The organism is Streptomyces sp. 184, assembly GCF_045781775.1.
GTDB lineage: Bacteria > Actinomycetota > Actinomycetes > Streptomycetales > Streptomycetaceae > Streptomyces.
Window position 1 is genome coordinate 7,645,395 of sequence record NZ_CP123230.1, and the last position, 21,958, is coordinate 7,667,352.

The 21,958-nt window shown below is 71.0% G+C and carries 17 protein-coding genes and 4 pseudogenes; 8 read left to right on the forward strand and 13 right to left on the reverse strand.

Annotated features, from left to right (window positions below; all coding sequences use genetic code 11):
• Nucleotides 1-93: 93 nt before the first annotated feature.
• Nucleotides 94-297 (forward strand): annotated as a pseudogene (locus tag QBL21_RS32615) (ATP-binding protein); the annotation flags it as partial.
• Between the two features lie 114 nt (nucleotides 298-411).
• Here QBL21_RS32615 and QBL21_RS32620 read toward each other — a convergent pair.
• A complete protein-coding gene (locus tag QBL21_RS32620; protein ID WP_407565824.1) occupies nucleotides 412-948 on the reverse strand; it encodes an SRPBCC family protein in 537 nt (178 codons plus the stop codon).
• Between the two features lie 73 nt (nucleotides 949-1,021).
• Here QBL21_RS32620 and QBL21_RS32625 point away from each other — a divergent pair, with 73 nt between their 5' ends.
• Entirely contained in the window at nucleotides 1,022-1,618 is a 597-nt protein-coding gene (locus QBL21_RS32625) for a helix-turn-helix domain-containing protein (RefSeq protein ID WP_407565825.1), read from the forward strand.
• Nucleotides 1,619-1,649: 31 nt separating this feature from the next.
• Here the strand turns inward: QBL21_RS32625 and QBL21_RS32630 are convergent, their stop codons facing one another.
• Nucleotides 1,650-2,144 (reverse strand): DUF6194 family protein, encoded by a 495-nt coding sequence (locus QBL21_RS32630; RefSeq protein ID WP_407565826.1) that lies wholly within the window; start codon nucleotides 2,142-2,144, stop codon nucleotides 1,650-1,652.
• A gap of 42 nt (nucleotides 2,145-2,186) precedes the next feature.
• Between QBL21_RS32630 and QBL21_RS32635 the strand changes: the two genes are divergently transcribed.
• Nucleotides 2,187-2,954 (forward strand): MerR family transcriptional regulator, encoded by a 768-nt coding sequence (locus QBL21_RS32635; RefSeq protein ID WP_407565827.1) that lies wholly within the window; start codon nucleotides 2,187-2,189, stop codon nucleotides 2,952-2,954.
• Here QBL21_RS32635 and QBL21_RS32640 read toward each other — a convergent pair.
• Nucleotides 2,951-3,853, reverse strand: a complete 903-nt coding sequence (locus tag QBL21_RS32640; RefSeq protein WP_407565828.1) for a LysR family transcriptional regulator — start codon at nucleotides 3,851-3,853, stop codon at nucleotides 2,951-2,953. The two genes, QBL21_RS32635 and QBL21_RS32640, sit on opposite strands and share 4 nt — an antisense overlap.
• Before the next feature lie 102 nt (nucleotides 3,854-3,955).
• On the opposite strand from QBL21_RS32640, the gene QBL21_RS32645 reads away from it, so the two are divergent.
• Nucleotides 3,956-4,612: a dihydrofolate reductase family protein gene (locus QBL21_RS32645; protein ID WP_407565829.1), complete on the forward strand. Its 657-nt coding sequence runs from the start codon at nucleotides 3,956-3,958 to the stop codon at nucleotides 4,610-4,612.
• Nucleotides 4,613-4,743: 131 nt separating this feature from the next.
• Here QBL21_RS32645 and QBL21_RS32650 read toward each other — a convergent pair.
• From QBL21_RS32650 to QBL21_RS32670, 5 genes and pseudogenes are all read right to left on the reverse strand, one after another.
• Nucleotides 4,744-4,851 (reverse strand): annotated as a pseudogene (locus tag QBL21_RS32650) (DUF1275 domain-containing protein); the annotation flags it as partial.
• A complete protein-coding gene (locus QBL21_RS32655) occupies nucleotides 4,806-5,054 on the reverse strand; it encodes a hypothetical protein (protein ID WP_407565830.1) in 249 nt (82 codons plus the stop codon). The gene QBL21_RS32655 and the pseudogene QBL21_RS32650, both read right to left, overlap by 46 nt.
• Before the next feature lie 456 nt (nucleotides 5,055-5,510).
• Nucleotides 5,511-5,840, reverse strand: a complete 330-nt coding sequence (locus tag QBL21_RS32660) for a transposase (RefSeq protein WP_407565831.1) — start codon at nucleotides 5,838-5,840, stop codon at nucleotides 5,511-5,513.
• A 129-nt stretch (nucleotides 5,841-5,969) separates the two neighbouring features.
• Nucleotides 5,970-6,383: a transposase gene (locus QBL21_RS32665; protein WP_407565832.1), complete on the reverse strand. Its 414-nt coding sequence runs from the start codon at nucleotides 6,381-6,383 to the stop codon at nucleotides 5,970-5,972.
• 373 nt (nucleotides 6,384-6,756) lie between these two features.
• Complete coding sequence (locus tag QBL21_RS32670; RefSeq protein ID WP_407565833.1) at nucleotides 6,757-7,182, reverse strand: hypothetical protein; 426 nt, start codon at nucleotides 7,180-7,182, stop codon at nucleotides 6,757-6,759.
• 198 nt (nucleotides 7,183-7,380) lie between these two features.
• Here QBL21_RS32670 and QBL21_RS32675 point away from each other — a divergent pair, with 198 nt between their 5' ends.
• From QBL21_RS32675 to QBL21_RS32685, 3 genes and pseudogenes are all read left to right on the forward strand, one after another.
• Entirely contained in the window at nucleotides 7,381-10,566 is a 3,186-nt protein-coding gene (locus QBL21_RS32675) for a BTAD domain-containing putative transcriptional regulator (protein ID WP_407565834.1), read from the forward strand.
• Between the two features lie 382 nt (nucleotides 10,567-10,948).
• A complete protein-coding gene (locus tag QBL21_RS32680) occupies nucleotides 10,949-12,940 on the forward strand; it encodes a tetratricopeptide repeat protein (RefSeq protein ID WP_407565835.1) in 1,992 nt (663 codons plus the stop codon).
• A gap of 121 nt (nucleotides 12,941-13,061) precedes the next feature.
• Nucleotides 13,062-14,437, forward strand: a pseudogene (locus QBL21_RS32685) (IS1380 family transposase).
• Between the two features lie 171 nt (nucleotides 14,438-14,608).
• On the opposite strand, the gene QBL21_RS32690 reads toward QBL21_RS32685, so the two are convergent.
• A complete protein-coding gene (locus tag QBL21_RS32690) occupies nucleotides 14,609-15,496 on the reverse strand; it encodes a carbohydrate kinase family protein (protein ID WP_407565836.1) in 888 nt (295 codons plus the stop codon).
• A 295-nt stretch (nucleotides 15,497-15,791) separates the two neighbouring features.
• Here QBL21_RS32690 and QBL21_RS32695 point away from each other — a divergent pair.
• A pseudogene (locus tag QBL21_RS32695) lies at nucleotides 15,792-16,278 on the forward strand (IS5 family transposase); the annotation flags it as partial.
• Nucleotides 16,279-16,300: 22 nt separating this feature from the next.
• Here QBL21_RS32695 and QBL21_RS32700 read toward each other — a convergent pair.
• The 4 genes from QBL21_RS32700 to QBL21_RS32715 all read right to left on the reverse strand — a co-directional run bounded on the left by QBL21_RS32700 (nucleotide 16,301) and on the right by QBL21_RS32715 (nucleotide 21,877).
• A complete protein-coding gene (locus tag QBL21_RS32700) occupies nucleotides 16,301-17,980 on the reverse strand; it encodes a gamma-glutamyltransferase (protein ID WP_407565837.1) in 1,680 nt (559 codons plus the stop codon).
• Nucleotides 17,981-18,270: 290 nt separating this feature from the next.
• Entirely contained in the window at nucleotides 18,271-18,723 is a 453-nt protein-coding gene (locus tag QBL21_RS32705) for a protein phosphatase (RefSeq protein ID WP_407565838.1), read from the reverse strand.
• Between the two features lie 52 nt (nucleotides 18,724-18,775).
• A complete protein-coding gene (locus QBL21_RS32710) occupies nucleotides 18,776-20,608 on the reverse strand; it encodes a bifunctional metallophosphatase/5'-nucleotidase (protein WP_407565839.1) in 1,833 nt (610 codons plus the stop codon).
• A 273-nt stretch (nucleotides 20,609-20,881) separates the two neighbouring features.
• Nucleotides 20,882-21,877 carry a sigma-70 family RNA polymerase sigma factor gene (locus QBL21_RS32715; protein ID WP_407565840.1) on the reverse strand — a complete coding sequence of 332 codons (996 nt, stop codon included), beginning with the start codon at nucleotides 21,875-21,877 and terminating at the stop codon, nucleotides 20,882-20,884.
• Between the last annotated feature and the right edge of the window lie 81 nt (nucleotides 21,878-21,958).

Below are 21,958 nucleotides of genomic sequence, written 5' to 3' on the forward strand. Positions count from 1 at the left end.
TCCCCCGCCGCCCACTTGGCTGGATACGTGCAGAAGCCAATCCAGAGGCAGTTCACCCGTCATGCGGCGTCCGTGGCCAAGGCTCGGGCCTTCGTGGTCGAGACGTTGGCCGGGCGGCCCATATACGGGCGGCTGGACGATGTGCGGGTGTGTGTTTCCGAGTTGGCCACCAATGCCGTGCGGCACGGCGTCCCCGCGGGGCGGCAGTTCCTCGTCCGCGTCGCGGACGACGGCGCGCGGGTGCGGGTCGAGGTGCACGACGGCGGGGAGGGGGTGCCCGTCGTACGGGCGGCGGGGCCCATGGACGACGTGGGGCGGGGGATGGTGCTCGTGGGGGCGCTGGCGGATGCGTGGGGGGCGGAGGGGCGTTCGGGCCGGGGAAGGCGGTGTGGGTCGAGCTCCGGGTGGGCGTTAGCGAGTGAGCCGTTCACGCGGGGCGGGGGCGGTGCGTCGGCGCCGGGCGGCGGTGCGGGCGGCCACGGCGCGGAGGAGGCGGACGTAGCCGTTCCAGCGTGCCGGGTGTGCCGGTGTCTGCCAGTGGGCCTCGGCCAGGTCCATGCTGTCTTCGAGGCATGCGTCGTGCAGGTGGCGCCAGAGCAGGGGCCAGGTCAGGCGCGCCGGGCCGCGCGCGTTCATGGCCAGCGTGTGGCGTAGCAGGGTGCGGTGTTCGTCGACGGCGTGGACGGTGTACTCGTGGAAGCCGTCGAAGCCGCGTGGCGCGTCGAAGGTGAAGCGGACCCAGGTGGCGGGGACGTGGGCGGTGACGGCGTACCGGATGGGGCCGTGGCCGCCGGTCGCGCCGACGGCCAGGGGGCCGTCGAAGCGCATGGCGGGCCAGGCGGCGCGGGGCCAGAGTGCGTCGCCGTCACCGGCGAGGGAGTCGACCAGCGCGCCCACCTCACGCGGTTCGGCCTCCAGCAGGCGTTCGTGCACGTTGTATACGCCCATCGCTCCGCGCTCCCCGTCCGACGATTTTAGAGGATGCCCTCTAATTACTCTGTAGAGAGTACTCTCTATTTCCATGGCCAGGCAACCCCGCTTCAGCACCGACCAGTTCCTCGACGCCGCCGTACGCAAGGCCGCGGCCGGCGGTCCGGCGGCGGTGACGATGTCCGCGGTCGCCGCCGAGGTGGGTGCCCCGAGCGGTTCGATCTACCACCGCTTCGCCGGACGCACCGAGTTGCTTGCCGAAACCTGGCTGCGGACGGTGGAGACGTTCCAGGAGGGCTACCTCGCCGTCCTGGCACCGGCCGACCGCGACGCCGCGCGAGCGGCAGAGGCGGCGCGGGCGGCGGCCCGTCACATCGTCGCCTGGAGCCGCGCCCACCCCGCGCAGGCCACCGTCCTGCTCTACGGCCCCGAAGCCTTCGACCGCGCCGCCTGGTCCAAGCCGCACCGCCACCGCGCCGACGCGGGCAACGAGCGCGTCCACGCCGCGCTCGCCGCCCTGGCCGCCGTCCTGGACCTCCGCGGCCCCGAAGCCGCCGACCGGATCACGCTCGCCCTGATCGACCTCCCCCTCGCACTGGTCCGCCGCCACCTGCGCTCCGGCACAGCGCTGCCCCCGCACGCGGAAGACCTGGCCGAGCAGGGCGCCGCCGCCCTCCTGAACCCCTGACCCGCGCCCTCCTTGGTTGCGGTGATTGCGCTCATCCGTCCCGCGACGCGTTTGCGCCGCCTCGCCCTTCGCGACGTACGACGCGGCGTTGGTCGGCGAGGTGTGCCTCATGGAGCACTTCCAGCGCGCGAGCTGTCGTCGAGGGGCCGGGGTTCACGACCGCGACCCACCCGTACGCGCCGTAGACCGGGTGCGGGAGGAACACGTCCGTCACGCTGAAGTCGACAGCCGATTCCTCGCTCGACTCCGGCGGGTATCCGACGAGATCGGTGAAGAGCTGTGTCCCGACGTGGATGTTCAGACGCCACCGATCGGGCGCATCGAGTCGCGAGCGGGTGTCGTCGGGGTAGTCCCTCGTGACGATCGTCGCGTAGGGCTGCCGGTTCCGCGGCACCTCGCCGTCAGGCGCGTAGTAGAAGAAGAAGTCACCCCAGGAGATCTCGGGATGCTCGCTCCCGGCTCGGGGAGCGAGCTCCAGCACACCGACATGGCTTCTGACCTCTGAGAGAATCCGTTCCATAGCCATGCTTCAAGTGTGAGCTTGAAGTGCGTACGGAGGGTTGGCGTCATGGACGAGGTCACCGCATCCGCACCCGATGCCCATACGACCGGTCGCCTGGCCGCGGCCTCAGGCTATTCCGCACAGCAGATCCGCGACCTCGAACGGCTCGGCGTGATCCCTCCCGCGATCCGGCGACCGAACGGCTACCGCCGCTTCGGACCCGAGCACCTCACAGCGCTACGCGCCTACCGGCGGCTGGCCGTCGCAGTCGGTCCGGTCGTCGCCCGCACCACCATGCGAGAAGCACGTCAGCTCCCGCACGACGAGGCGATCGCGCGAGTCGTCGCGCTCCACGTCCACCTGGCCCGGTCCCGTGACGACACCATCGCCGCTCTGCGGGCGCTGGACAGCATCGTCGAAGAAGGTGCCCACGCTGCGCCCCCGACTTCTGCCGATGCGATGAGCATCAGCGAGCTGGCGGCCGCGCTCGGCGTGCGCCCGTCCACACTCCGCTTCTGGGAGCAGCAGGGCCTCGTCACCCCGGAACGAACCACACGGCTCAACGCGCGGAGCTATCCGCTCGCCGCGATCCAGGACGCACGGATCGTCGCTGCGCTCCGCGCAGGCGGCTACCGGATCCCCGCGGTGCAAGCAGTCATGGAGTCGATCCATACGGTCAGCCACGCGGACGACGCCCGTGATGCGCTCCACGGCCGACTCCGGGCAATCGCCACCCGCTCCGACGCGCTGCTCCGCGCCGGCACCGACATCGCCGACCTCATCTCGCGTCAGGACACCGCCACCGTCAGCGACCTTCCGGCCGGCACCACCTAGCCGACCGGGGCATCTTCCGGCCGCGGCGTCATCTCCGCGGCGGCTGCCCGCGCTATCGCCTCGATCAGGGCCGTCGTCGCCGGGGGGTCCGGGGGGTCGCCGTACGTCGCGGTGTAGATGCGGCGGGGGGCGTCCGGTATCTCCGTGGTGTGTATCTCCGGGTTGCGGTGGGCGCGTAGGGCCAGGCCCGGGAGGGTGGTGACGCCGACGCCCGCGGCGACGAGGGCCTGGACGACGACCATGTCGTCGCAGACCGAGTCGATCCGCGGCGCGAAGCCGTGGCGGGCGCAGACCGCCGTCAGTTCGCTCTGGCAGCGTTCGCAGCCGCCGATCCACGGCGAGTCGCGGTGGTCGGCCACGCTGTCGTCCGGGTGACGGCTGACCAGGTGGATCGGGTCGTCCGCCACGTGGAGGAGGCGGAACCCGTCGTCCTCCAGCGGGGCGTGCGCGTAGCGGAAGACCAGCGCCACGTCCACGTCCCCCCGGCGCAGCATCCCCAGCGCCTCGACCGGGTGCCGGTCGACGACGCTCAGCGCCAGGCCCGGGTGCGCTTCGGCCAGGGCCCGCGCCGCCTTCGGGACGATCGTGCTCAGGACGGAGGCGTTCGCCGCGAGGCGGACGCGGCCGGTGCGCAGGCCGACGTGGGCGGCGAGTTCGCTGGTCGCCGCGTCCACGCGGCCGACGATCTCGGTGGCGCGGCGGGCGAGGAGTTCGCCTTCAGGGGTGAGGCGGATGCCGCGCCGTACGCGCTGGACGAGCTTCGCGCCCGTGGCCGCCTCCAGCCGGGACAGGTGGTGGCTCACCGACGGCTGCGAGTAGTGCAGCTCCCGCGCGGCTTCGGTCACGGACCCGTGGCGGGCCACGGCCGCGAGGACCTTCAGATGGACGAGGTTCAGCACACATCAAGGATATTGATGTGACCATCGGTGTTTTGGCATTGGACGTCATCACTGCCGTCCGGCCATGCTCTCGTGCAGCAGCCGCCCTTCGCGAGGAGCACCATGAGCAAGCTCAGATGCCACATCTCCATCTCCCTCGACGGGTACGTCGCCGGGCCGGACCAGAGCGTCGAGGAACCCCTCGGCGTGGGCGGCGAGAGCCTCCACGACTGGGTCGTGCCGCTCGCCGCCTGGCGTGACCTCCAGGGCAGCGAGGGCGGCGAGGTCACCGCCAGTTCGCCTGTCTTCGAGGAGAGCATCGAGAACATCGGCGCCGCCGTCATGGGCCGCGGCATGTTCGGGCCCATCGGCGGCGGGCCCTGGGCCGAGGACGAGCAGTGGAACGGCTGGTGGGGCGAGGAGCCGCCGTACCACTACCCGGTGTTCGTCGTCACCCACCACCCGCGCGAGCCCGTCGAGATGGCCGGCGGGACCACGTTCCACTTCGTCACCGACGGCATCGAGGCCGCGCTCACCCGGGCGAAGGAGGCCGCGGGCGGCAAGGACGTAATGCTGTACGGCGGCGGCCGGATCGCCCGGGAGTACCTGGCGGCCGGGCTGCTCGACGTGCTCGAACTGCACGTCACCCCCCTCCTCCTCGGCGGCGGCTCCCGCCTCCTGGACGACCTCGGCGGTACGGGCGTACGGCTGGAGCAGGTCCGGGCGGTGGAGGGGAACGGCGTCACGCACCTCAAGTACCTGGTCCACCACGGGCGCTGAGGACCCGCGTCACCCCGTACGCGACGACGGCCCGCCCTGCCGCGCACACAGCACCAGCGCCACCGCCGTCGCCCTCGGCGCGTACGCCAGCAGCAGCCCGCCGACCAGGCCCCCACCAGCAGCGCCGCCAGGATCGCCGTGCGCAGCCCGGCGTGCCGGCGGTCGCCCTGCGCCAGGCCGGAGACCAGCGACGTCAGCGTGCCCGTGACGAACGTCGTCGTGATGCCCGCCCGGTCCAGGCCGCGGGCCGCCGCGTCTGGACGCCCATCGCCGTCGCCGACGCGGCGATCAGCCCGGCGCCGGTGGCCGTTTGGGGGGCGGCGTCCGTCGCGACCCAGCCGGCGAGGAAGAGGGCGTGCGCCCGGTCGCGTTCGGTCAGGTCGAACCGCAGGGGAAGGGCATCGGGCCCCGACTCTGAAGTGACCAGGTCCTCCTCGCGCATCGCGGCGACGGTCCGGCTGACGGCGGAGTGCGAGCGGTGCAGGGACTCCGCCGGTTCGCGGATGGCAGCGGCCCGGTGTGGGCGAGCTGGCTCGTTGCATACGCGAAGTTGGGTCGTTCCCCTTGCGCTGCCTGTCCACCCGAGGCGCATGTGGCCGATGGGACGCGAGACCGGGTACGGTGTGCTCCTCAACGGGAGCGCAAGCGATGTTTGCGCGAGTGAACGATTTTCCGCACCCGTACGTGAACTACCGAAAGCATTAAGGTTAAAATGTTGGCGATTGCCCAGAACATAGCGACTGATAGCGCTTTTGTAGACTTTTTGCGAATCTGCATGTATATGCTCTAACTCCCCGGTTGCGCATTCGTGTAACCCCTTTCTGTCAAGCCAGGGCGACCCCACGGGACACCGTTGGCGAATTGGTCCTGATGGCGTGACGCTTCCGCCCCGTCGGGGTTACCCGGCGGGGCGGAGTGCTGTGAAGTGGCTGGTCCTGGTGCCGACAAGCGGGGTGCCGGTCATCCAGGCGTCGAGTCTGACGAGGTTGATGCCGGCGGCTGTGAGGAGATGCTGAAGGTGGGTCTTGGCCTGGCCTTTGTAATGGGATCTGCGCAGGCCGAAGGCCCGTGATGTCTGGGAGATCGTGCCTTCGACGCCGGCGCGGTGCCCGTAGCGCTGGAGCCATGCGGCGTCTTCCTGGTTGGCGCGGCCTGACGGATTGCTTCGTGCTCGGGTCTGGTCCGCAACGTGGTCTCGCGGCCGATGCTCGGAGTTGTCTTGGTGCACTTCGAGCGGGTGGGGCAGAGCCGGCAGCCGGTGGGGAGAACTTCACCGGATCACCAGTACCTTGCCGCGGTGGTCGTTATACCACTGTCGGCTAGCTTGACTCTGTCGGGGATCTTGGAGCTGCCGAAGTCAGGTGCCGAGGGTTCGCCCGGACTTCGGCCGGGGTATCTCGCGCTGGTCGAGGTAGTTCTGGAAGGCAGTCGGTCGGCGGGGTGTGAGGGCTTCCTCGGCTGGTGGCAATCCGCTGGGGCGCTCGATGTTGACGGCGATGGCCGTCAGGACGTGCTGGATGTAGGCCTTTCTCTGTCCGCGGTAGCGGCAGCGTCGCATGCCGTGGGCGAACTCGTTGACCGTGCCTTCCACTCCAGAGCGGACCGCGTAACGGGTCTTCCACTCGGGTGTCTGTTGCTCGGTGCGGACGCGGAGTTGCAGGTCGCGGAGTTCTCGTGGGGGAAAGCCGACCGTGTGGGTGCTTTCGCGGGAGGTGGTGCACCGCGTGCGGGCCGGGCAGGGCTGGCACCGGCTTCTGGTGAACCTGGCCACGATCAGCGGGGCGGCGGCGGTGAGGTCGGTAAGGGCCGTGCCAGCCCTGGCTGACCTGACCCTGGGGGCAGGTGACCTGCCGATGGTCGTAGTCGATGTGGAAGTCGTCCCGGGCGAAGCCCTCGTCCCGGCGGTGTTGCCAGGTGGGGTTGCTCCGCAGTGGTCCGGAGACGGTGACCTGGTAGTCGCGTGGGGCTTGTTCCAGGTGGGGCAGGGAGGTGTAGCCGCTGTCGACCAGGGGCTCGGAGGGCACCAGACCGCGGTGGTGCAGGCGGGTGTGGATGCCGGGCAGGGACCTTGCTGTCGTGGGTGGTTGATGTAGTGGTGGCCACGTCCGTGATCACGTTGGGGCCGTCGGGAGCGTATGTCTCCGTCAGATGGGCGGAGAGCCCCTTCCAGCTGATGATGTGCCCGTGCCGTGCGTAGCGACCGAGGTGTCGTACGGGGAGACGATCGCCCGGGACGAGGGCGGAAGCCCGGACCCGTCTTCCGTCTCGGCGGTGCGCCGGCGCAGGTGTCCTGCGGAGTCACGGTGGTAGTTCTGCACCACGATCTGACGCAGGGCCTGAACCGAGGGCCGGAAGTGCGGTCTGCTCCGTGCCGGGAGAGGTGTTCCAGGAGCCGGACGGCGTCGTTTCCGGTGGGCGAGGATCCTGGTCTTGAGCTTGGTGGGGTTCTTGCCCAGGCGGAGCGGACGGCCGTAACGGCTACTCCAGTCCTCGTAGACCAACTGGTCCAGCAGGTGCGGGGAGGTGTTGGCGACGCCCTCCAGCGCGGCGCGGACCGCCTCGGTGACCATCTCCAGCCGCGTCAGGTCGCGGACCGCGGCCAGGACATGGGTGGAGCCGGTGCGCTAAGTGGTGCACTCGCCCTGTTGCAACCAACGCGGCTGACAATCCTCTGGCCGGGCCCGGTGCCCTGTGCCACAGTCGCACTGGAGTCGTATCGCGGTAGCGAGCCGGAGCGCACACACGGCAAGAGATGGCCGGGGCACTGGGTGGAATTCAAACTGCTGGGCCCGCTCGAGTTATGGTCCGAAGACCGGCGGTTGCCGGTGGGCACGCCGCAGGAACGTACAGTGCTGGCCAGCCTTCTCTGGGTCGTCGGCGGGCCGGTGTCCGTCGAGGTGTTGATGAGCCGGCTATGGGGGACCGAGCGGCCGCCGTCCGCTCCCGAGGTGTTGCAGGCCAACGTGTCCCGATTACGCAACCGGCTGCGCGCCGCTGCCGATGACCGGTTGAGGATCACCTTCGCGGGCCGGGCCTACCGGTTGGAGGTGGATCCCGAGACCATCGACCTGCACCGCTTCCGTCGGCTGTACCGGCAGGGCAAGGCGGTGGCCGGCAGCGGCAGTCCCGAGCAGGCGGTCACCCTGCTGACCGAGGCCGAGTCCTTGTGGCGCGGGGAGCCGCTCGGTGGGTTACGCGGCCACTGGGTCACCAGCCTCCGACATCGCGTCGGCGAGGAACGGCGCCGCGTCCAGGAGGTGCGCGTCGACCTGGAACTCGGTCTGGGGAGACATGCCGATCTCGTGGGTGAGCTGTGTGAGTTGGCCGAACGGCACCCCACCAACGAGCCCATCGCAGCGCAGCTCATGGTGGCGCTCTACCGCAGCGGCCGGCACGGCGAGTCCCTGGACGTCTTCCAGCGGATCCGGCGCGACCTGCGCGACACACTGGGGTTGTCCCCCGGGAACGAGTTGAGCGACCTGCAACAGCGCATCCTCAGCCGGGACCCCGCACTCCTGGAACCGGAATTCTCCAGAAGCGGCTCCCCTAAGCCCGACGTCTCCGACACCATGCCGCGCGACACCCCGGACTTCGTTGGACGCGATCAAGAATTGCGCCTCATCGTCGACGACGTCCGGAGACGGTCCACGGCCTTGCCGCTCTTCGTGGTTCACGGTATGCCGGGGGTCGGAAAGACGACTCTCGTCGTACACGCGGCGCATCTGCTGCGTGAGCAGTTCCCGAACGGCATGCAGTACGTCGACCTGCGTGCGCACAGCCGTGACGGTCACCTGCCCCGCGACCCCTCCGAGGTACTGGCCACGCTGTTACAGGCCGTGGGAGCCGGCAAAGGGCTGCCCTCGACCCTTGACGAGCGGGCGTCTCGGTGGCGGGAGCGTCTGGCCCACCGCAGGATGCTGCTGGTGCTCGACGACGCCCGGGATGCCGCTCAGATCCGGCCGCTCTTGCCGGGGACGCCGAACTGCAGTGTGATCGTGACCAGCCGGCACCGCATGGCGGAGCTCGAAGGAGCTCGGTCCATCGCCCTCGACGTGCCCCCGGCGGGGGAGGCCGTGGCCCTCTTCACCCGCATCGTCGGTGCGACGCGGAGCCGGGATACCGCGGGGGTGCTGGAGGTGACGCGTCTCTACGGTCACCACCCGCTCGCGGTCCAGCTCACCGCCAACCGCTTCCGGCACCGGGAGGTGTGGAGCGTACGGGATCTGGCCGACAGCCTTACCCGGGCCGGCGAGCCGTCGGGTGAATTCGACGCATCCGCAGGCATCGCTGCCGTGTTCGCACTTTCGTATGCGGAGTTGAGCGACGGCTGCCAACGCCTCTTCCGCCGGCTGTCCCTGCATCCCGGGCCGGACCTGACCCTCGACGCGGCAGTTGCGCTCTCCGGGAAGGAAACCGCCGCCGTTCGAGGGGAACTGGACGAGCTCCTTGAGTACCACCTCGTCGAGGAACTCGTCCGTGATCGCTACGTGGTGCACAGCCTGGTGCGTGCTTTCGCCGGCAGGATGGGGCGACTGCAGGATTCCGCAGAGGTACGGCGACGGGCGTTGTCCGGGCTCTTCGACTACTACCTGGCCGCCGCCGAGGCGGCCGTCCAGCTGACTCATCCGCAGCGCCGGAAGATCCCGATGTCCGTCCGGCCGGCCGAACCCGCGCTGCCGTTCTCCGACGGGGCCGCGGCACAGGCGTGGCTGGACGTGGAGCGAGCCAATCTGGTTGCGGTGATCCGGTACGCGGCCACCGAATCACCGCAACACGCACGGATCCTTCCCCTGCTCCTGTCTCCGGCGTTCCGAACCTGGGGAGTCTGGCAGACGGCAGCCGATCTCTACGCGACAGCGCTCTCGCTGTCTCGCGGAGCAAGCGATCTCCCATCTGTGGCACGGACGCTCGTGGAGCGCAGCGAGGTGTTGTGGCGTCTCGGCCTGCGCGACGAGGCGCTGCCGTGTGCCGACGAGGCGATGGCCTGCTATGGAGAGTTGAACGACGACTGGGGGCTGGCAGAGGCGCAGGCGCAGCGAGCCCTCGTCGACCTGGTGTCCGGTGAGTTCTCGCAGGCCATCCGAAAACTTGAGCTGGCACTCGCACTGCACCGGCAGGTAGGCAATATCAGGGGAGAGGCGGAGACTCTCACCCAGCAGGCGGTGGCCTTGTCCTACACGGGACAGCGCCGGGAAGCACTAATGCAGACCCGCACGGCTCTGCACTTGTTCCAGGAGATCGGGGACCGGCTCGGGGAGCTGAAGGCGCTCAACAACATCGGGGAGACGGAGAGGCTGGAAGGAAACCAGGAGGAGGCGCGCACCTACTACGAACGGGCCCTCGTACTGCAGCGCCAGGTCGGTGGCCGCCAGGAGCTGGCCATCCTCTACAACAACCTGGGCAACCTATGCCGCACCGCGAGAGACACCGCCGCCGCACTCGACTATTACCGCGAGGCACTGAAGAACTACCGTGCCATCAGCGATCTGCGCTGCGAGGCCGACTCCCTCATCAACATCGGCCTGACGTTCGCTGAAACGATGCGGCACACCGAGGCGGACATCCACTTCACCATGGCGGAGCGGATCGCCAAGCAGATCGGTGACTCGTACCAGTGGCAACGAGCACTCGCGGGCAAGGCAGCCGCCCTGCACGGTTCGGGCCGCCGCACGGCCGCTCGATCCGCATACGAGAAGGCATTGCAGAAAGCCCGGGCGATCGGCGCATCCCACGAGGAGGCCCTGGCGGCGGAGGGTCTCGGCGCACTGATGCTCGAACTCCAAGACGACACCGCGGCCCGGCAGACTTGGCTGCACGCGCTCGCACTCTACGAGCGACTGGGGCTCGCCGCAGAGTCGCACGCGCTGCGGCAGCGACTTGCCGTGTATCTGGTCGACGGTGAGCAGGGGGCGACGTCGGCAGTGCGGCGAGAAGCCCCGACCGAGCCTCCGTAGGCGAGGTCGCTATGAAGTCACGTTTCTTCAAGGAAAAGGAGTCTTACCATATACCCGAGATGTAATTGCGGTGATGAGTATGTCCTCCACTCATTTCAGTGTTGGCAGTTGCCAAGGGGATATGCCACCGCTCCCAGGTGTGGCTACAGTCAGGTTTGATCATGACGACCCTGGGGGTACTCGTATGCGACCGTCCGACGGTCATGCGCCATGGGGGCGGAGCGACACCCACAACGAGCTCTCCGGGACCGTCCACGGCCCCAGTCTTCAGGCGGCCACCATCCACGGGGACGTCTATCTCGGTGCCGCCGCCCGGCCGCACCCTCCGGTCCCCAGGCAACTCCCCTCACGGCCGCGGCACTTCACCAACCGCGACGCGGAGGTGAACATCCTCGACCGCGCGCTCGCGAGGGCGCGAAGCGAGAACTTCTCCGCGCTCCTCTCGATCAGCGGTCCGCCGGGGGTGGGGAAGACGTCCCTGGCGCTGTCGTGGCTGCACAGCCACGGCGAGGACTTCGCGGACGGCCACCTTTACGCCGGCCTGGAGGGCCATCGGCCCGATCAGCCGACCAGTCCCGGCCACGTGCTCACCCGATTTCTGCAGGCGCTCGGAGTGTCTCCGGACCAGGTCCCCGCAGACCTTGCCGGCCAGATGGCCCACTTCCGCACGGTCACGGCCGGAAGACGTATCGCCGTCCTCTGCGACAACGCCTTGTCGGCAGCCCAGATCCGGCCCTTGATGCCGGCGTCCGCAGGCAGTGTCTGCGTGGTGACCAGTCGATGGCACCTCCGGTCACTTGTCCTGGACGGGGCGGAACTCGTTCAGCTCGATCCGCTCGACACGAATGCGGCCATACAACTGCTGGGCAGAATGGCCGGGCACGATCGGGTCGCGGCCGATGCCGACGCCGCCCGTGAATTGGTCATCTCCTGTGGCCGTTTCCCGCTGGCGGTGTGCGTCAGCGCGGCGCTACTCGTCGCCCGGCCCGGCTGGAGCCTCGCGACGGCGGTGACCAGTCCCGTTGTCGGCGCGGATCTCACAGAAGCAGATGAGGAGGTATCCATGGAGACCAGACTCGATCAGGTGTATACGGCGCTGCCCGACGACGCCGCGCGCCTGTACCGCCGTATGGGCCTGCATCCCGGAAGCGAGTTCGACATCGGCGTCGTCGAGGCCGCGGCTGCCGTACCTCCCGGGATCCCCGGGCCAGCCGATCGGCTGGCCACTTTGGTGCACGCCAACCTCCTCGGCATGGAACGTCCCGGCCGATACCGCTTCCACGACCTGATCCACGAACACGCCCGGTACCGAGCCGAGGCCGACGACGACCCCGAAGTTCGTGAGGTGACCGTACAGCGGATCATCGATCACTATCTCGCCACCGCGAACGATGCGGATCGCGTCATCTATCCCCAACGTCTGCGCCCGCCACCGGAGTACATGCTTCCGCCGCGGGAGAGTCGCGCCTTCCCGAGTTTCGCCACCGCACTCGGGTGGCTCGACGCCGAACTCGGCAATCTCATGGCAGTACTGCGGGTCGCGTCGGCACACGGGCACGATTCGGCCGCATGGCAGATCGTGGACGCCATGTGGGGGTTGTTCATCCATACGCGATACCACGGGGACTGGATCACTAGTCACGAGATCGGCGCGGCAGCCGCCCACGCCTGCGGTCACCGCCTTGGTGAGGCAAGGCTGCGCACCGGCCTCGGAGTGGCACTGCGGGACACGGGCCGGTACGAGGAGGCCCTCGGCGTCTTCGACCGGGCCCTTGCACTCCGCCGCGAGATCGGCGACCGCAGGGGCGAGGCCCTAGTCCTGCACAACGTGGGCCTCGTACACCGGCAACGTGACGATCTCTACCGGGCAGGCGAGCTGTTCCGGACCGCACTCGCCATCCGGGAAGAGGTGGATGACACCCGCGGAGTCGCTCGGGAGCATTCCGCTATCGGCGAGGTGGAGAGCCTCCTCGGACACGATGACGATGCCCTGCGCCATCTCACCAAGGCGATGGACATGATCGCGGGGACAGCGGACCTCAACTCCGAGATCCCGGCTCGCCGCCGCCTCGGCCAGGCGTATCTGCGCGCTGGTGACCGCCCGGCGGCGCGTGCCCACCTCGAGGCCGCCCTGAGGGAGATTCAAGACGCTGGCGGGGTATTCGACGAGGGGACCATCCGTGAAATCCTCGGCGACATCGCCGAGCAGGACGAGGATCTGGCTTCGGCCCGGGACCACTACGCCCGTGCCGAAGCCGTCTACGGCAGACTCGGCGCCTTTCCGCATGCAGAGCGCGCCGCCGGACACCGGCACAGGCTGGATCCCGGCGCCGGGCCGGACGAACCCGTGGATCCTGCCCGGACGCCGCACTAGCCTCGTGCTTTCGCGAGTGGCCCTGTCCGGGTCTTGAACAGATAAGTGGAGAGTACTGCTGACCTGCAATGATGGGACTTGTCGAGGATCTGTCAGCTGCAAGGAAAGAACCACTCTCCAGGTGAAGAAGCGCAGCGGGTCGTATCCGCGTGTTCGTGTCGAGGGCGGCGGCCGTGGGGTGGTCTCGCAGGCCGGGTCGGTGCTGCTGGTCGAGACGGTCCGCAAGTCCGGCCTGGACACCGCGATATCGGCGGCACTCATGCCATGGCGCAAGCCGCAGGCGGTGCACGATCCGGGCAAGATCCTGCTGGACGTGGGCCCTGGCCGTCGCCTTCGGCGGAGACTGCCTGGCCGATGTCGGCCTGCTGCGGGCCGAGGCGGCTGCTTTCGGTCCGGTGGCCTCCGTTCCCACCGTCTCCCGTCTCGTCGACGCACTCGCGGCGTCCGGACCGAGAGCTCTTGCGGCGATCCGGGGCGCGCGTTCCCAAGTGCGCGAGCGAGTCTGGGACCTGGCCGGTGAGAGCAGTCCAGCCGCCGGCGGCCGGGTAATCGTGGACATCGACGGCGTGCTGGTACTCGCACACTCCGAGAAGCAGGACGCCACCGCGACCTGGAAGAAGACCTTCGGCCATCACCCGCTCGTCGCGTTCGTCGACCACGGCCAGGCCAGTTCCGGAGAGCCGGTGGGCGCCCTGCTGCGGCCCGGCAACGCGGGCTCCAACACCGCCGCCGCCAACATCGAAAACGCCCGGCTCGCCCTGGCCCAGTTGCCCAAAGCCCTGCGGCGTGGACGGTAACTGATCCGGACCGACTCCGGCGGTGGCGCCCGCTCCTTCCTCGACTGGCTCTCCAAGCCAGGGCGGTTGCTGTCGTATTCCGTCGGAATGCCCATCACCGACGCCATCCACCAGGCCGCACTGAAGATCCCGAAGAAGGCGTGGACGCCGGCCTACGACGCCGAAGGGACCGAGCGGCCCGGCGCCTGGGTCGCGGAGATCACCGACATGCCCGACCTGAGCACCTAGCCGAGGTGAATGCGGCTGATCGTCAGCAAGGAACGCCCCGCATCCCGCCGCCCAGTTGCGCTTCACCGACCTCGACGGACTGCGGCTGACCTGCTTCGCGACCAACACCAAGAGCAGCCAGCTCGCCGATCTGAAACTGCGTCACCGCCGGCGGGCCCACTGCGAGGACCGCATTCGAGGCGCCGACACCGGCTTGCGCAACCTGCCCCTGCACGACACCGCGCAGAACCAGATCTGGCTGGAGATCGTCTCCCTCGCGCTCGACCTCCTGGCCTGGATGCCCATGCTCGCCCTGACCGGCGACACCCGCCGCTGAGAACCCAAGAAGCTCCGCCTGCGCCTGTTCTCCGCCGCCGCCCAGCTCGTGCACACCGGACGCCGCCACTGGCTCCGCTTCACCGCCCGATGGCCCCGGACACCCGTGATCACCCACGCGTTCGACCGGCGCCACATCCTCTCGAACCCCGGCTGACCAGCCACGTCGACTGTCCGGACAACCCGCACCACCGCACCGGCGAAGTGGAACCCGGCGCACACCCGACACGAGAGCCGCGCCCTCAGCCTGCCCCAGCCCTGAAAGACCCCCTCACACAGGCACAGAGTCCCCGTCAGCAAGCTGACGAGGACTCATAAACGATCAAGGCTAACGCCAGGTGCCGACGTTCGTACGCAGCGGGTAAACGCGGCGGAGAGCGGCCAGTTCCTTGTCGGTCAGAAATCCCGTGGCGGCCGAGTCGGCCCCGACTTTCCACCCGGCGAACAGAACGGCCGACTCCAGCGCTTCTACAGGCTTGCCCGAGGTGAGCCAGCCGTGCAGAAAGGACGCGAACAACGCGTCCCCGGCGCCGTCGGTGTCACGAACCAGTCGCGGCGTGACGGCGCCGATCTCCACCAGCCGTCCGTCCTGGAGCCCCATGACGCAGCCGATCTCGCCGCATCCCACCGCGGCGATCCGGCAACCCGGATACCGGCGGAACACCTCCCCGATCCATTCGGCGGACGTTCCCGGCAGGCGCTCATGGCTGCAGAAGAGTACGTCGGCTACCTCAAGCCATGGCCTGTGGCTCTCGTCGTCCAGATCTGCCGACACATGCAGATCCACGGCCACCGGCAGCCCCAGCAGTTCCTTCGCCGGCTGCAGGAACGGCTCGCCGAACGGCCGGCTGGTGATCACCGCCAGGTCCGCGTCCACGGCCTGTTCGATGAAGCGCTCCATCGGATAGTCGCCGGAGCCGCCCACGGCCCAGGCATTGCGTGCCACGCGTCCGCCCGGGTCGGTGAGGATCATGGTTTTGGCCGTCTCCGCAACGTCAACGACTCCCCGCCCTTTCAGTCCGCGCCGCTCCATGGCCTCCCGGATGACCGCTCCGGCTTCGTCGGTTCCCACGAGCGTGCAGATGTGTGCCTCGCTCCCCAGCGTCTTCAAGGCGGCGGCGACGTTGTACGCGCCTCCCACGACAGCGCAGCGCATCCATGAAGCGCTGCGGTACGCCCTGTACTGCAATGGGAATTCCTCGACGGGCGCAGTCATAGCCAGCCTCGTCATTCCCACGATGACAAACCGCGGCATAGTCGATCTCGTCTCCCCCAGATTTCGGCATCGGGCCGGGAAGTCGGCCCGCGCATTCGAGTCTGCGGGAGGTGACCAGTGGCTTCTCTTGCAGCCCGCATGCAGAATTGCTGCAGGCCCGCGGTGCGACGGACAGCCGCCACCGCACTCATCTCATGATGCCGCAGCCGACACTGCAATGCGGGACTATCCCCGAAGTGACGCGTCGCATCATCGACCCCGCGAGCCAGTCACGATGTCGCGGTGTAAGTGGGACGACCACGCCATCGGCCGGTTCCGCGGCGGACTGACCACGAAGATCCACCTCGCGGCCGACGGCCGGTGTCAGCCGCTGGCCTTCCATCTCACAGCCGGACAGGCCGGCGACGCACCCGCATTCACCGATGTCATGGCCCGCCTGCGCGTTCCCCGCCGTCGCGGGAGGCCCCGCACCAGACCGGACCTGGTCCTGGCCGACAAGGCGTACTCCTCCCGCGAGATCCGAGACCACCTGCGCAGACGCGGTATCCGCACGGTGATCCCGGAACGGGCCGACCAGCAGGCCAACCGGATGCGACGCGGACAGGCCGGTGGCAGACCGCCGGCCTTCGACCGGCAGGCATACAAGCAACGCAACACCGTCGAGCGTTGCATCAACCGCTTGAAGCAGTGGCGCGGGCATCGCCACCCGCTACGACAAGACCCCGACCATCTACCTCGCCGGACTCCACATCGCAGGCATCCTCCTCTGGTCCGCCCGATGATCCAAACAAAACCGCCTAGCCCTCACACGCCGAGCGCCACCCCGTCCTGCCGCGGGTCCGCGCCGCCGAGCAGGCAGCCCCGTTCCGCGTCCACCGAGATCACCATCGCGCTGCCGCCCCCGCCCCACGGCCCCGCGTCGGTCACCTCGTGCCCCCGCTCGCGCAGCCCCGCCAGCACCTCCGCACCCAGCCTCGACTCGCACCGCAGCTCCTCCGGCTGCCCGATGACGTCCGCGTCGCTGCCCGGGTGGATGAAGAACCGCGGTGCCTCCACCGCGGCCTGCGGGTCGAGGCCGTGGTCCACCAGGTGCGAGATGAGCTGCGTGTTCCACTGCACCTGGCCGTCGCCGCCCGGGGTGTTCCCGACGTGCTCCAGTCGCCCCGCCGCGTCGGTGACGATCCAGGCGTTGAGCGTGTGCAGCGGGCGGCGGCGCGGCCGGACCGCGTTGGGGTGGCCGGGTATGAGGTACGCGCCGCGGCCCAGGCGGTTGTTGAGCAGCACGCCGGTGCCGGGGACGGTGACCTTGGAGCCGAACGTGAACGCCAGCGAGTGGATGAAGCTGACCGCCCGCCCCTCGGCGTCCACGGCGACCATCGACGTGGTGTCGCCTTCCGCGGGCCCGGCCGCGCCCGGCGGCGCCTCGCCGCGCGCGAGGCGTTCGCGCGCGGCGGCGACCGCGGCGGGCGTCAGCGTCTCCCGCCACACCCCGGTGTCGCTCGCGCAGCGCCCGACGCGGTCCGCGAAGGACAGCCGGGCGGCCGACGCGAGCAGGTGCACGGCGTCGGTGCCGAGCGGGGCGAGGCCGCCGAGGGTGCCGTCGCAGAGCGCGAGTTGCTGGAGGGCCATCCAGCCGGGGGAGGGCGGCGGGGTCTGGTGCACGGTACGGCCGCGGTAGCCGGTGCTGAGTGCGGGCTGCGGCGTCACGTCGCCGCACAGCGCCCACTCGTCGCCGCTGAACGGCGCGCCCGCCGCGCGCAGGGCCGCCACGGCCCGCTCCGCGAACGCGCCGGTGTAGAAGGCGGCGGGGTCGGCGGCGAGGGTACGTATCGTCGCGGCCAGGTCCGGCTGCGCGAGGCGGCGGCCGACGGCGGGCGGGCGGCCGGCGGGCAGCAGGTTCCGCAGCGCGTCGGGGTCGGCGGAAAGGAGCTGCGCCTCCTCCGCGATGTCGCGGCGGGTCTTGGCCGTGCAGGGCAGGCCGCCCTCGGCGGCGCGGGCGGCGGGGGCCCACAGCGCGTCGAGTCCGCGGGTGGCGCCGGCGGTGTGCAGGGCGGCGAGGGCGGCGGGCGCGCCGGGGACGGCGACGGACAGCGGGCCGGCGATCGGCACGGCGTCGTGGCCCTGGGCGGCGTAGAAGTCGACGTCGCCGCCGTCCGGCCCGTAGCCGCTGCCGCAGACCGTCCACACCCGGCCGTCCGGCTCCCGTACGACGGCGAAGGCGTCGCCGCCGACGCCGCACTGGCCCGGCAGCGCGAGCCACGACATCGCGGCCATCGCCAGCGCCGCGTCCACGGCGTTGCCGCCGTCGCGCAGCACGGCGGCGCCGGCGAAGGTGACGGCGGGATGCGAGCCGGCGGCCATGCCGCCGGCGGCGAGCACGGGGGTACGGGGCGGGCGCGGCGGCTCCGGCGACTGCTGGACGGACGGCTGCTGGACGGGTGGCTGCTGGACGGGCGGGCGATGCGACTCGTACGACTCGGCCATACGGCGAGTATCCGCCCCGGCCGACCGGAAGATCCATACGCGATCCGCCCCCGGATCCGGCACCCGGCTTGTGCGTCCCGCACAACCCCTCGCCCCGGCAACGGCCCGGACCCCGCCGGGAAGCGGTGCGGAAACTCCAGGGCCTCCCCGCCCGCACAGTGCACAAGAAATGCGGGTGGTCGAGTAGGGGCCCGGCGGCGTACGGGAGCCGGGCCTCCGGGCTCCGGGCCGCCGGGCGGCGGCGGAGTCGCGCCCGGGGCGGGCCGGCGGCGGCGCCGGCCGTGCGCCGGTTACGCCGTCGTCGCGCCGCGGCCGTCCGGGAAGCGGGTCACGTAGCGGCGCTGCCAGGGGGTCTCCACCGCGCGGCGGTTGTAGTGCTCCCGTACGTACGCCACCGCCCGGCCCGCCGGTACCCCGTCCAGCACCGCGAGGCACGCCAGCGCCGTCCCCGTACGGCCCACTCCGCCGCCGCAGGCGACCTCCACCCGCTCCGTGACCGCCCGTTCCCACGCCTCGCGCAGCGCCGCCTCCGCCGCCGGGCGGTCGGCCGGCAGGCGGAAGTCGGGCCACCGGACCCAGCGGCTCTCCCACGCCGTCTCCGGCGGCGTCCCGCCCAGCAGGTACAGCCCCAGCTCCGGGTCGGGCCCGGCGGGCGCCGGCCTGCGCAGGCCGCGCCCGCGCACGTACCGGCCGGACGGCAGCCGCAACACCCCGGCCGCGGCGGGCTCCCACGTCTCGCTCATGCCGCGAGCGTAGCCGCGGGAGCCCGCCGACCGGGGGCGTACGCCGTACGCCCTACTGCCGGACCTCGACGCGCGCCGGCGCGGGCGGCGACAGCGGGGACTCCGGCGAGCTGACGCTCTGGAAGTACGTGACGAGGGCCGCGGTGTCCGTCACGTCGCCGCCCTGGCGGTCCGTACCGTCCTTGAAGGCCGTGAACCCGTCACCGCCCTCCGCGAGGAACTCGCTGACGGTGACCCGGTACTCCCGGTCCGCCGCCACCCGCTCGCCCGCCACGCGGACGCTCGCCGCGTCGAGCCGGGCGTCGCCCTCGCGGCGTAGGTCCACCGCGTACGACAGCGCCGCCGACGGCTGGAGGAACCGCGAACGGCCCTCGTTCACGCCCGAGAAGCCCTGCCGCAGCGCCTCGACGAGCTGGTCGCCGGTGAGCGTCAGCGTCACGAGCCCGGTCTCGAACGGCGCGACGCGGAACGCCTCCGCGTACGTCACCACCCCGTCGCCCTCCTCGCCGGACGCCCGGTACGTGATGTCCGCCCGGATCCCGCCCGGCTGGATGAAGGCGATCTCCGCGCCGTTGCCGCGGGTGGCCTCCACGTGCCCGTCGGCGATCACCAGGCCGAGCGGGCGCTCCGGCGCGGACGAGCCGCGTCCCGGCAGGTCGGCGGTGATGTAGCCGACCGGCTTGTTCTCCAGCTCGGCGGAGCGCTCGCGCCAGGTGCCGACGAGCTTCGCCATCGCCGGGTCCTGCGGAGTGGCGGTGAGGACGGGGTGGTTGGCCGCCTCCACCGTGCCGCGGAGCACGTCGCCGGTCTCGGGGTCGAGGGCGAAGCGCAGGTCGGTGTACGTACGGCCGAAGGACGCGGCCTGCGTCACGACCCGGGGGTCGCCGGCGGGGTCGGCGACGGTGCACACGTACGGCTCGTGCGAGTGGCCGCTGACGACCATGTCGACGTCCGGCGTGAACGACCCGGCCAGCGCGCGGATCGGCTGCCCGAGCTTCGCGGCGGGGCCGCCCTCGTTGCAGTCCTGGTTGTACGGGATGCTCCCGCCGTGTTCGCCGCCCTCGTGCAGGATCACGGTCTGCGCGGTCACGCCCATCTCGGACAGCTTGCGCGAGTAGCGGTCGACGGTCTCGACCTCGTCGTGGAACTCGACGTCCCGGATGCGCGCGGCGGAGATCGCGTCGGGCGCGTTCCTCGTGATCAGCCCGATGAAGCCGATGCGCTGCCCGCCGGGCAGGGTCTTGATCCAGTACGGCGGGAGCAGCGGCTCGGTGCCGCCCTTGCGGGTGACGTTGGCGGCGAGGTACGGGAAGTCCGCGCCGTCGTACGGCTCTTCCGGCACCGCGCAGCCGTCGTCGGGGTGGCAGCCGCCGTGGGCGATGCGGAGGAGTTCGTCGGGGCCCTCGTCGAACTCGTGGTTGCCGACGGACGCGACGTCGAGGCCGAGTTCCTCCAGGGCGTCGATCGTGGGCTCGTCGTGGAAGTTCGCGGAGAGCAGCGGGCTGCCGCCGATGAGGTCGCCGGCGCCCACGGTCAGGGAGTTGGGCTGCCCCTCGCGCGCGCCCTTGAGCAGGGTCGCGAGCCCGGCGACACCGCCGGCCCGGGAGCGGACCTCCTCGCCGGACTCGGTGACGCGGGAGACGGTGCCGGCGGGGCCGTCGACGGGGTCGAGGTTGCCGTGCAGGTCGTTGAGGGCGAGGAGTTGGACGGGCACGGGAGCGGACCGCGCGGACGCCGCGGCCGGCTTGGCGGCGGATGCGGTGGCCGGCTCGGTGGCCACGGACGAGCCGGTCCAGGAGAGCAGGGAGAGCCCCATGACCGCGGCGACGCCGGCGGCGACGGAGCGGCGGCGCGGTGCCGTCGCTCGGGCTTTCAAGATCAACATGGCGGACACCGTAGGGCGGTGCCGAGGGTGCGCAGGGACCGCGGGGAAGGCTGCCACCCTCGGGAGGCGCGAGCTTCACCCGTTGGGAGGGCGGGTGTTTCGACACCCGGCCCCGCGTGCGCCGTACGCACCCTCCCAACCGCCGTACGGCGCACGCCCCTCGGGGCCCGGCGGGGCCAACGGACCCGCCGGGACCGCCGGGACGAGCGAGGCCACCGGGCCTGTCAGGACCACCGGGACCACCCGGACCACCGGGGGCGGCGGAGAACCGCGTCACCCCTCCAGCACGCCCAGCTCCACCCCCCGCAGCCGGTCCGCGTCCGCGATCACGTCGATCTCCGTGATCAGCCCCTCCACCACCGTGAAGCTCAGCACCAGCCGCAGCCGCCCCAGCGGCGCCATGACGAGGCCCACCGCGCCGTCGATCAGCGCCGGCCCGGTGAACTGCGCCCGGCCCGCCGCGGCCATCGCGCCCTGCGCCACCGGCGCCGCACCGCTGACCTCGACCGGCTCCGGCGTGGGGATCGCCGCGCGGTCGGCCCGTAGCACCACGTCGGGGTGGAGGAGGGAGACCAGCGCCGCGAAGTCACCGCCGCGCGTCGCGGCCAGGAAGGCGTCCACGATCCGCCGCCGGCGCAGCAGGTCCTCCCCGGGCGTGGCGGCCGGCGTGCCGGCCCCCCGGACGCGGCGGCGGGCGCGGCTGGCGAGCTGGCGGACGGCGGCCGGGCTGCGCTCCAGCATCGGCCCGATCTCGGCGAAGGGCACGGCGAACAGGTCGTGCAGGACGAAGGCCAGCCGCTCCGCGGGCGCCAGCGTGTCCAGCACGACGAGCAGCGCGACGCCGACCGAGTCCGCGAGCAGCGCCTCCTCCTCCGGGTCCCGGGGGCCGGCGGCCCCGCCGCCGCCCGCCGCACCGGCGCCCGCGTCCCCGTTCCGGCCCCCGTTCCCGTACCACGCGATCCGCGCCTCCAGGGGCTCCTCCCGCCGGTGCTCGCGCGAGCGCAGCATGTTCAGGCACACCCGCGACACCACGGTGACGAGCCACGCCGTCAGGTCCTCGATCGCGTCGGCGTCGGAGCGGCTCAGCCGCAGCCAGGTCTCCTGCACGGCGTCGTCGGCCTCGGCGGCCGAGCCCAGCATCCGGTACGCCACCGCCCGCAGCCGTCCCCGCTCGGCCTCGAACCGCTCGGCCAGCCGCTCGGCGGGACCACCGGCAGGACGGCCCGGCGGGCGGCCCGCCGGACACTCCGGCAACTCCTGCTCGTCCATCTGTCACATCCCTCACTCGCCGGGGGTCCCTGAAGTAGACCCCATCCGACCTGCGGGTTGTGATCGGGGGGCACGTATAGG

Bases quoted from the DNA above. Each gene is read 5' to 3' on its own strand.
- QBL21_RS32620 (WP_407565824.1), bottom strand. From the start codon at position 948: ATGGGCGTATACAACGTGCACGAACGCCTGCTGGAGGCCGAACCGCGT.
- QBL21_RS32625 (WP_407565825.1), top strand. From the start codon at position 1,022: ATGGCCAGGCAACCCCGCTTCAGCACCGACCAGTTCCTCGACGCCGCC.
- QBL21_RS32630 (WP_407565826.1), bottom strand. From the start codon at position 2,144: ATGGCTATGGAACGGATTCTCTCAGAGGTCAGAAGCCATGTCGGTGTG.
- QBL21_RS32635 (WP_407565827.1), top strand. From the start codon at position 2,187: ATGGACGAGGTCACCGCATCCGCACCCGATGCCCATACGACCGGTCGC.
- QBL21_RS32645 (WP_407565829.1), top strand. From the start codon at position 3,956: ATGAGCAAGCTCAGATGCCACATCTCCATCTCCCTCGACGGGTACGTC.
- QBL21_RS32655 (WP_407565830.1), bottom strand. From the start codon at position 5,054: ATGCGCGAGGAGGACCTGGTCACTTCAGAGTCGGGGCCCGATGCCCTT.
- QBL21_RS32670 (WP_407565833.1), bottom strand. From the start codon at position 7,182: ATGGTCACCGAGGCGGTCCGCGCCGCGCTGGAGGGCGTCGCCAACACC.
- QBL21_RS32690 (WP_407565836.1), bottom strand. From the start codon at position 15,496: ATGACTGCGCCCGTCGAGGAATTCCCATTGCAGTACAGGGCGTACCGC.
- QBL21_RS32700 (WP_407565837.1), bottom strand. From the start codon at position 17,980: ATGGCCGAGTCGTACGAGTCGCATCGCCCGCCCGTCCAGCAGCCACCC.
- QBL21_RS32705 (WP_407565838.1), bottom strand. From the start codon at position 18,723: ATGAGCGAGACGTGGGAGCCCGCCGCGGCCGGGGTGTTGCGGCTGCCG.
- QBL21_RS32710 (WP_407565839.1), bottom strand. From the start codon at position 20,608: ATGTTGATCTTGAAAGCCCGAGCGACGGCACCGCGCCGCCGCTCCGTC.
- QBL21_RS32715 (WP_407565840.1), bottom strand. From the start codon at position 21,877: ATGGACGAGCAGGAGTTGCCGGAGTGTCCGGCGGGCCGCCCGCCGGGC.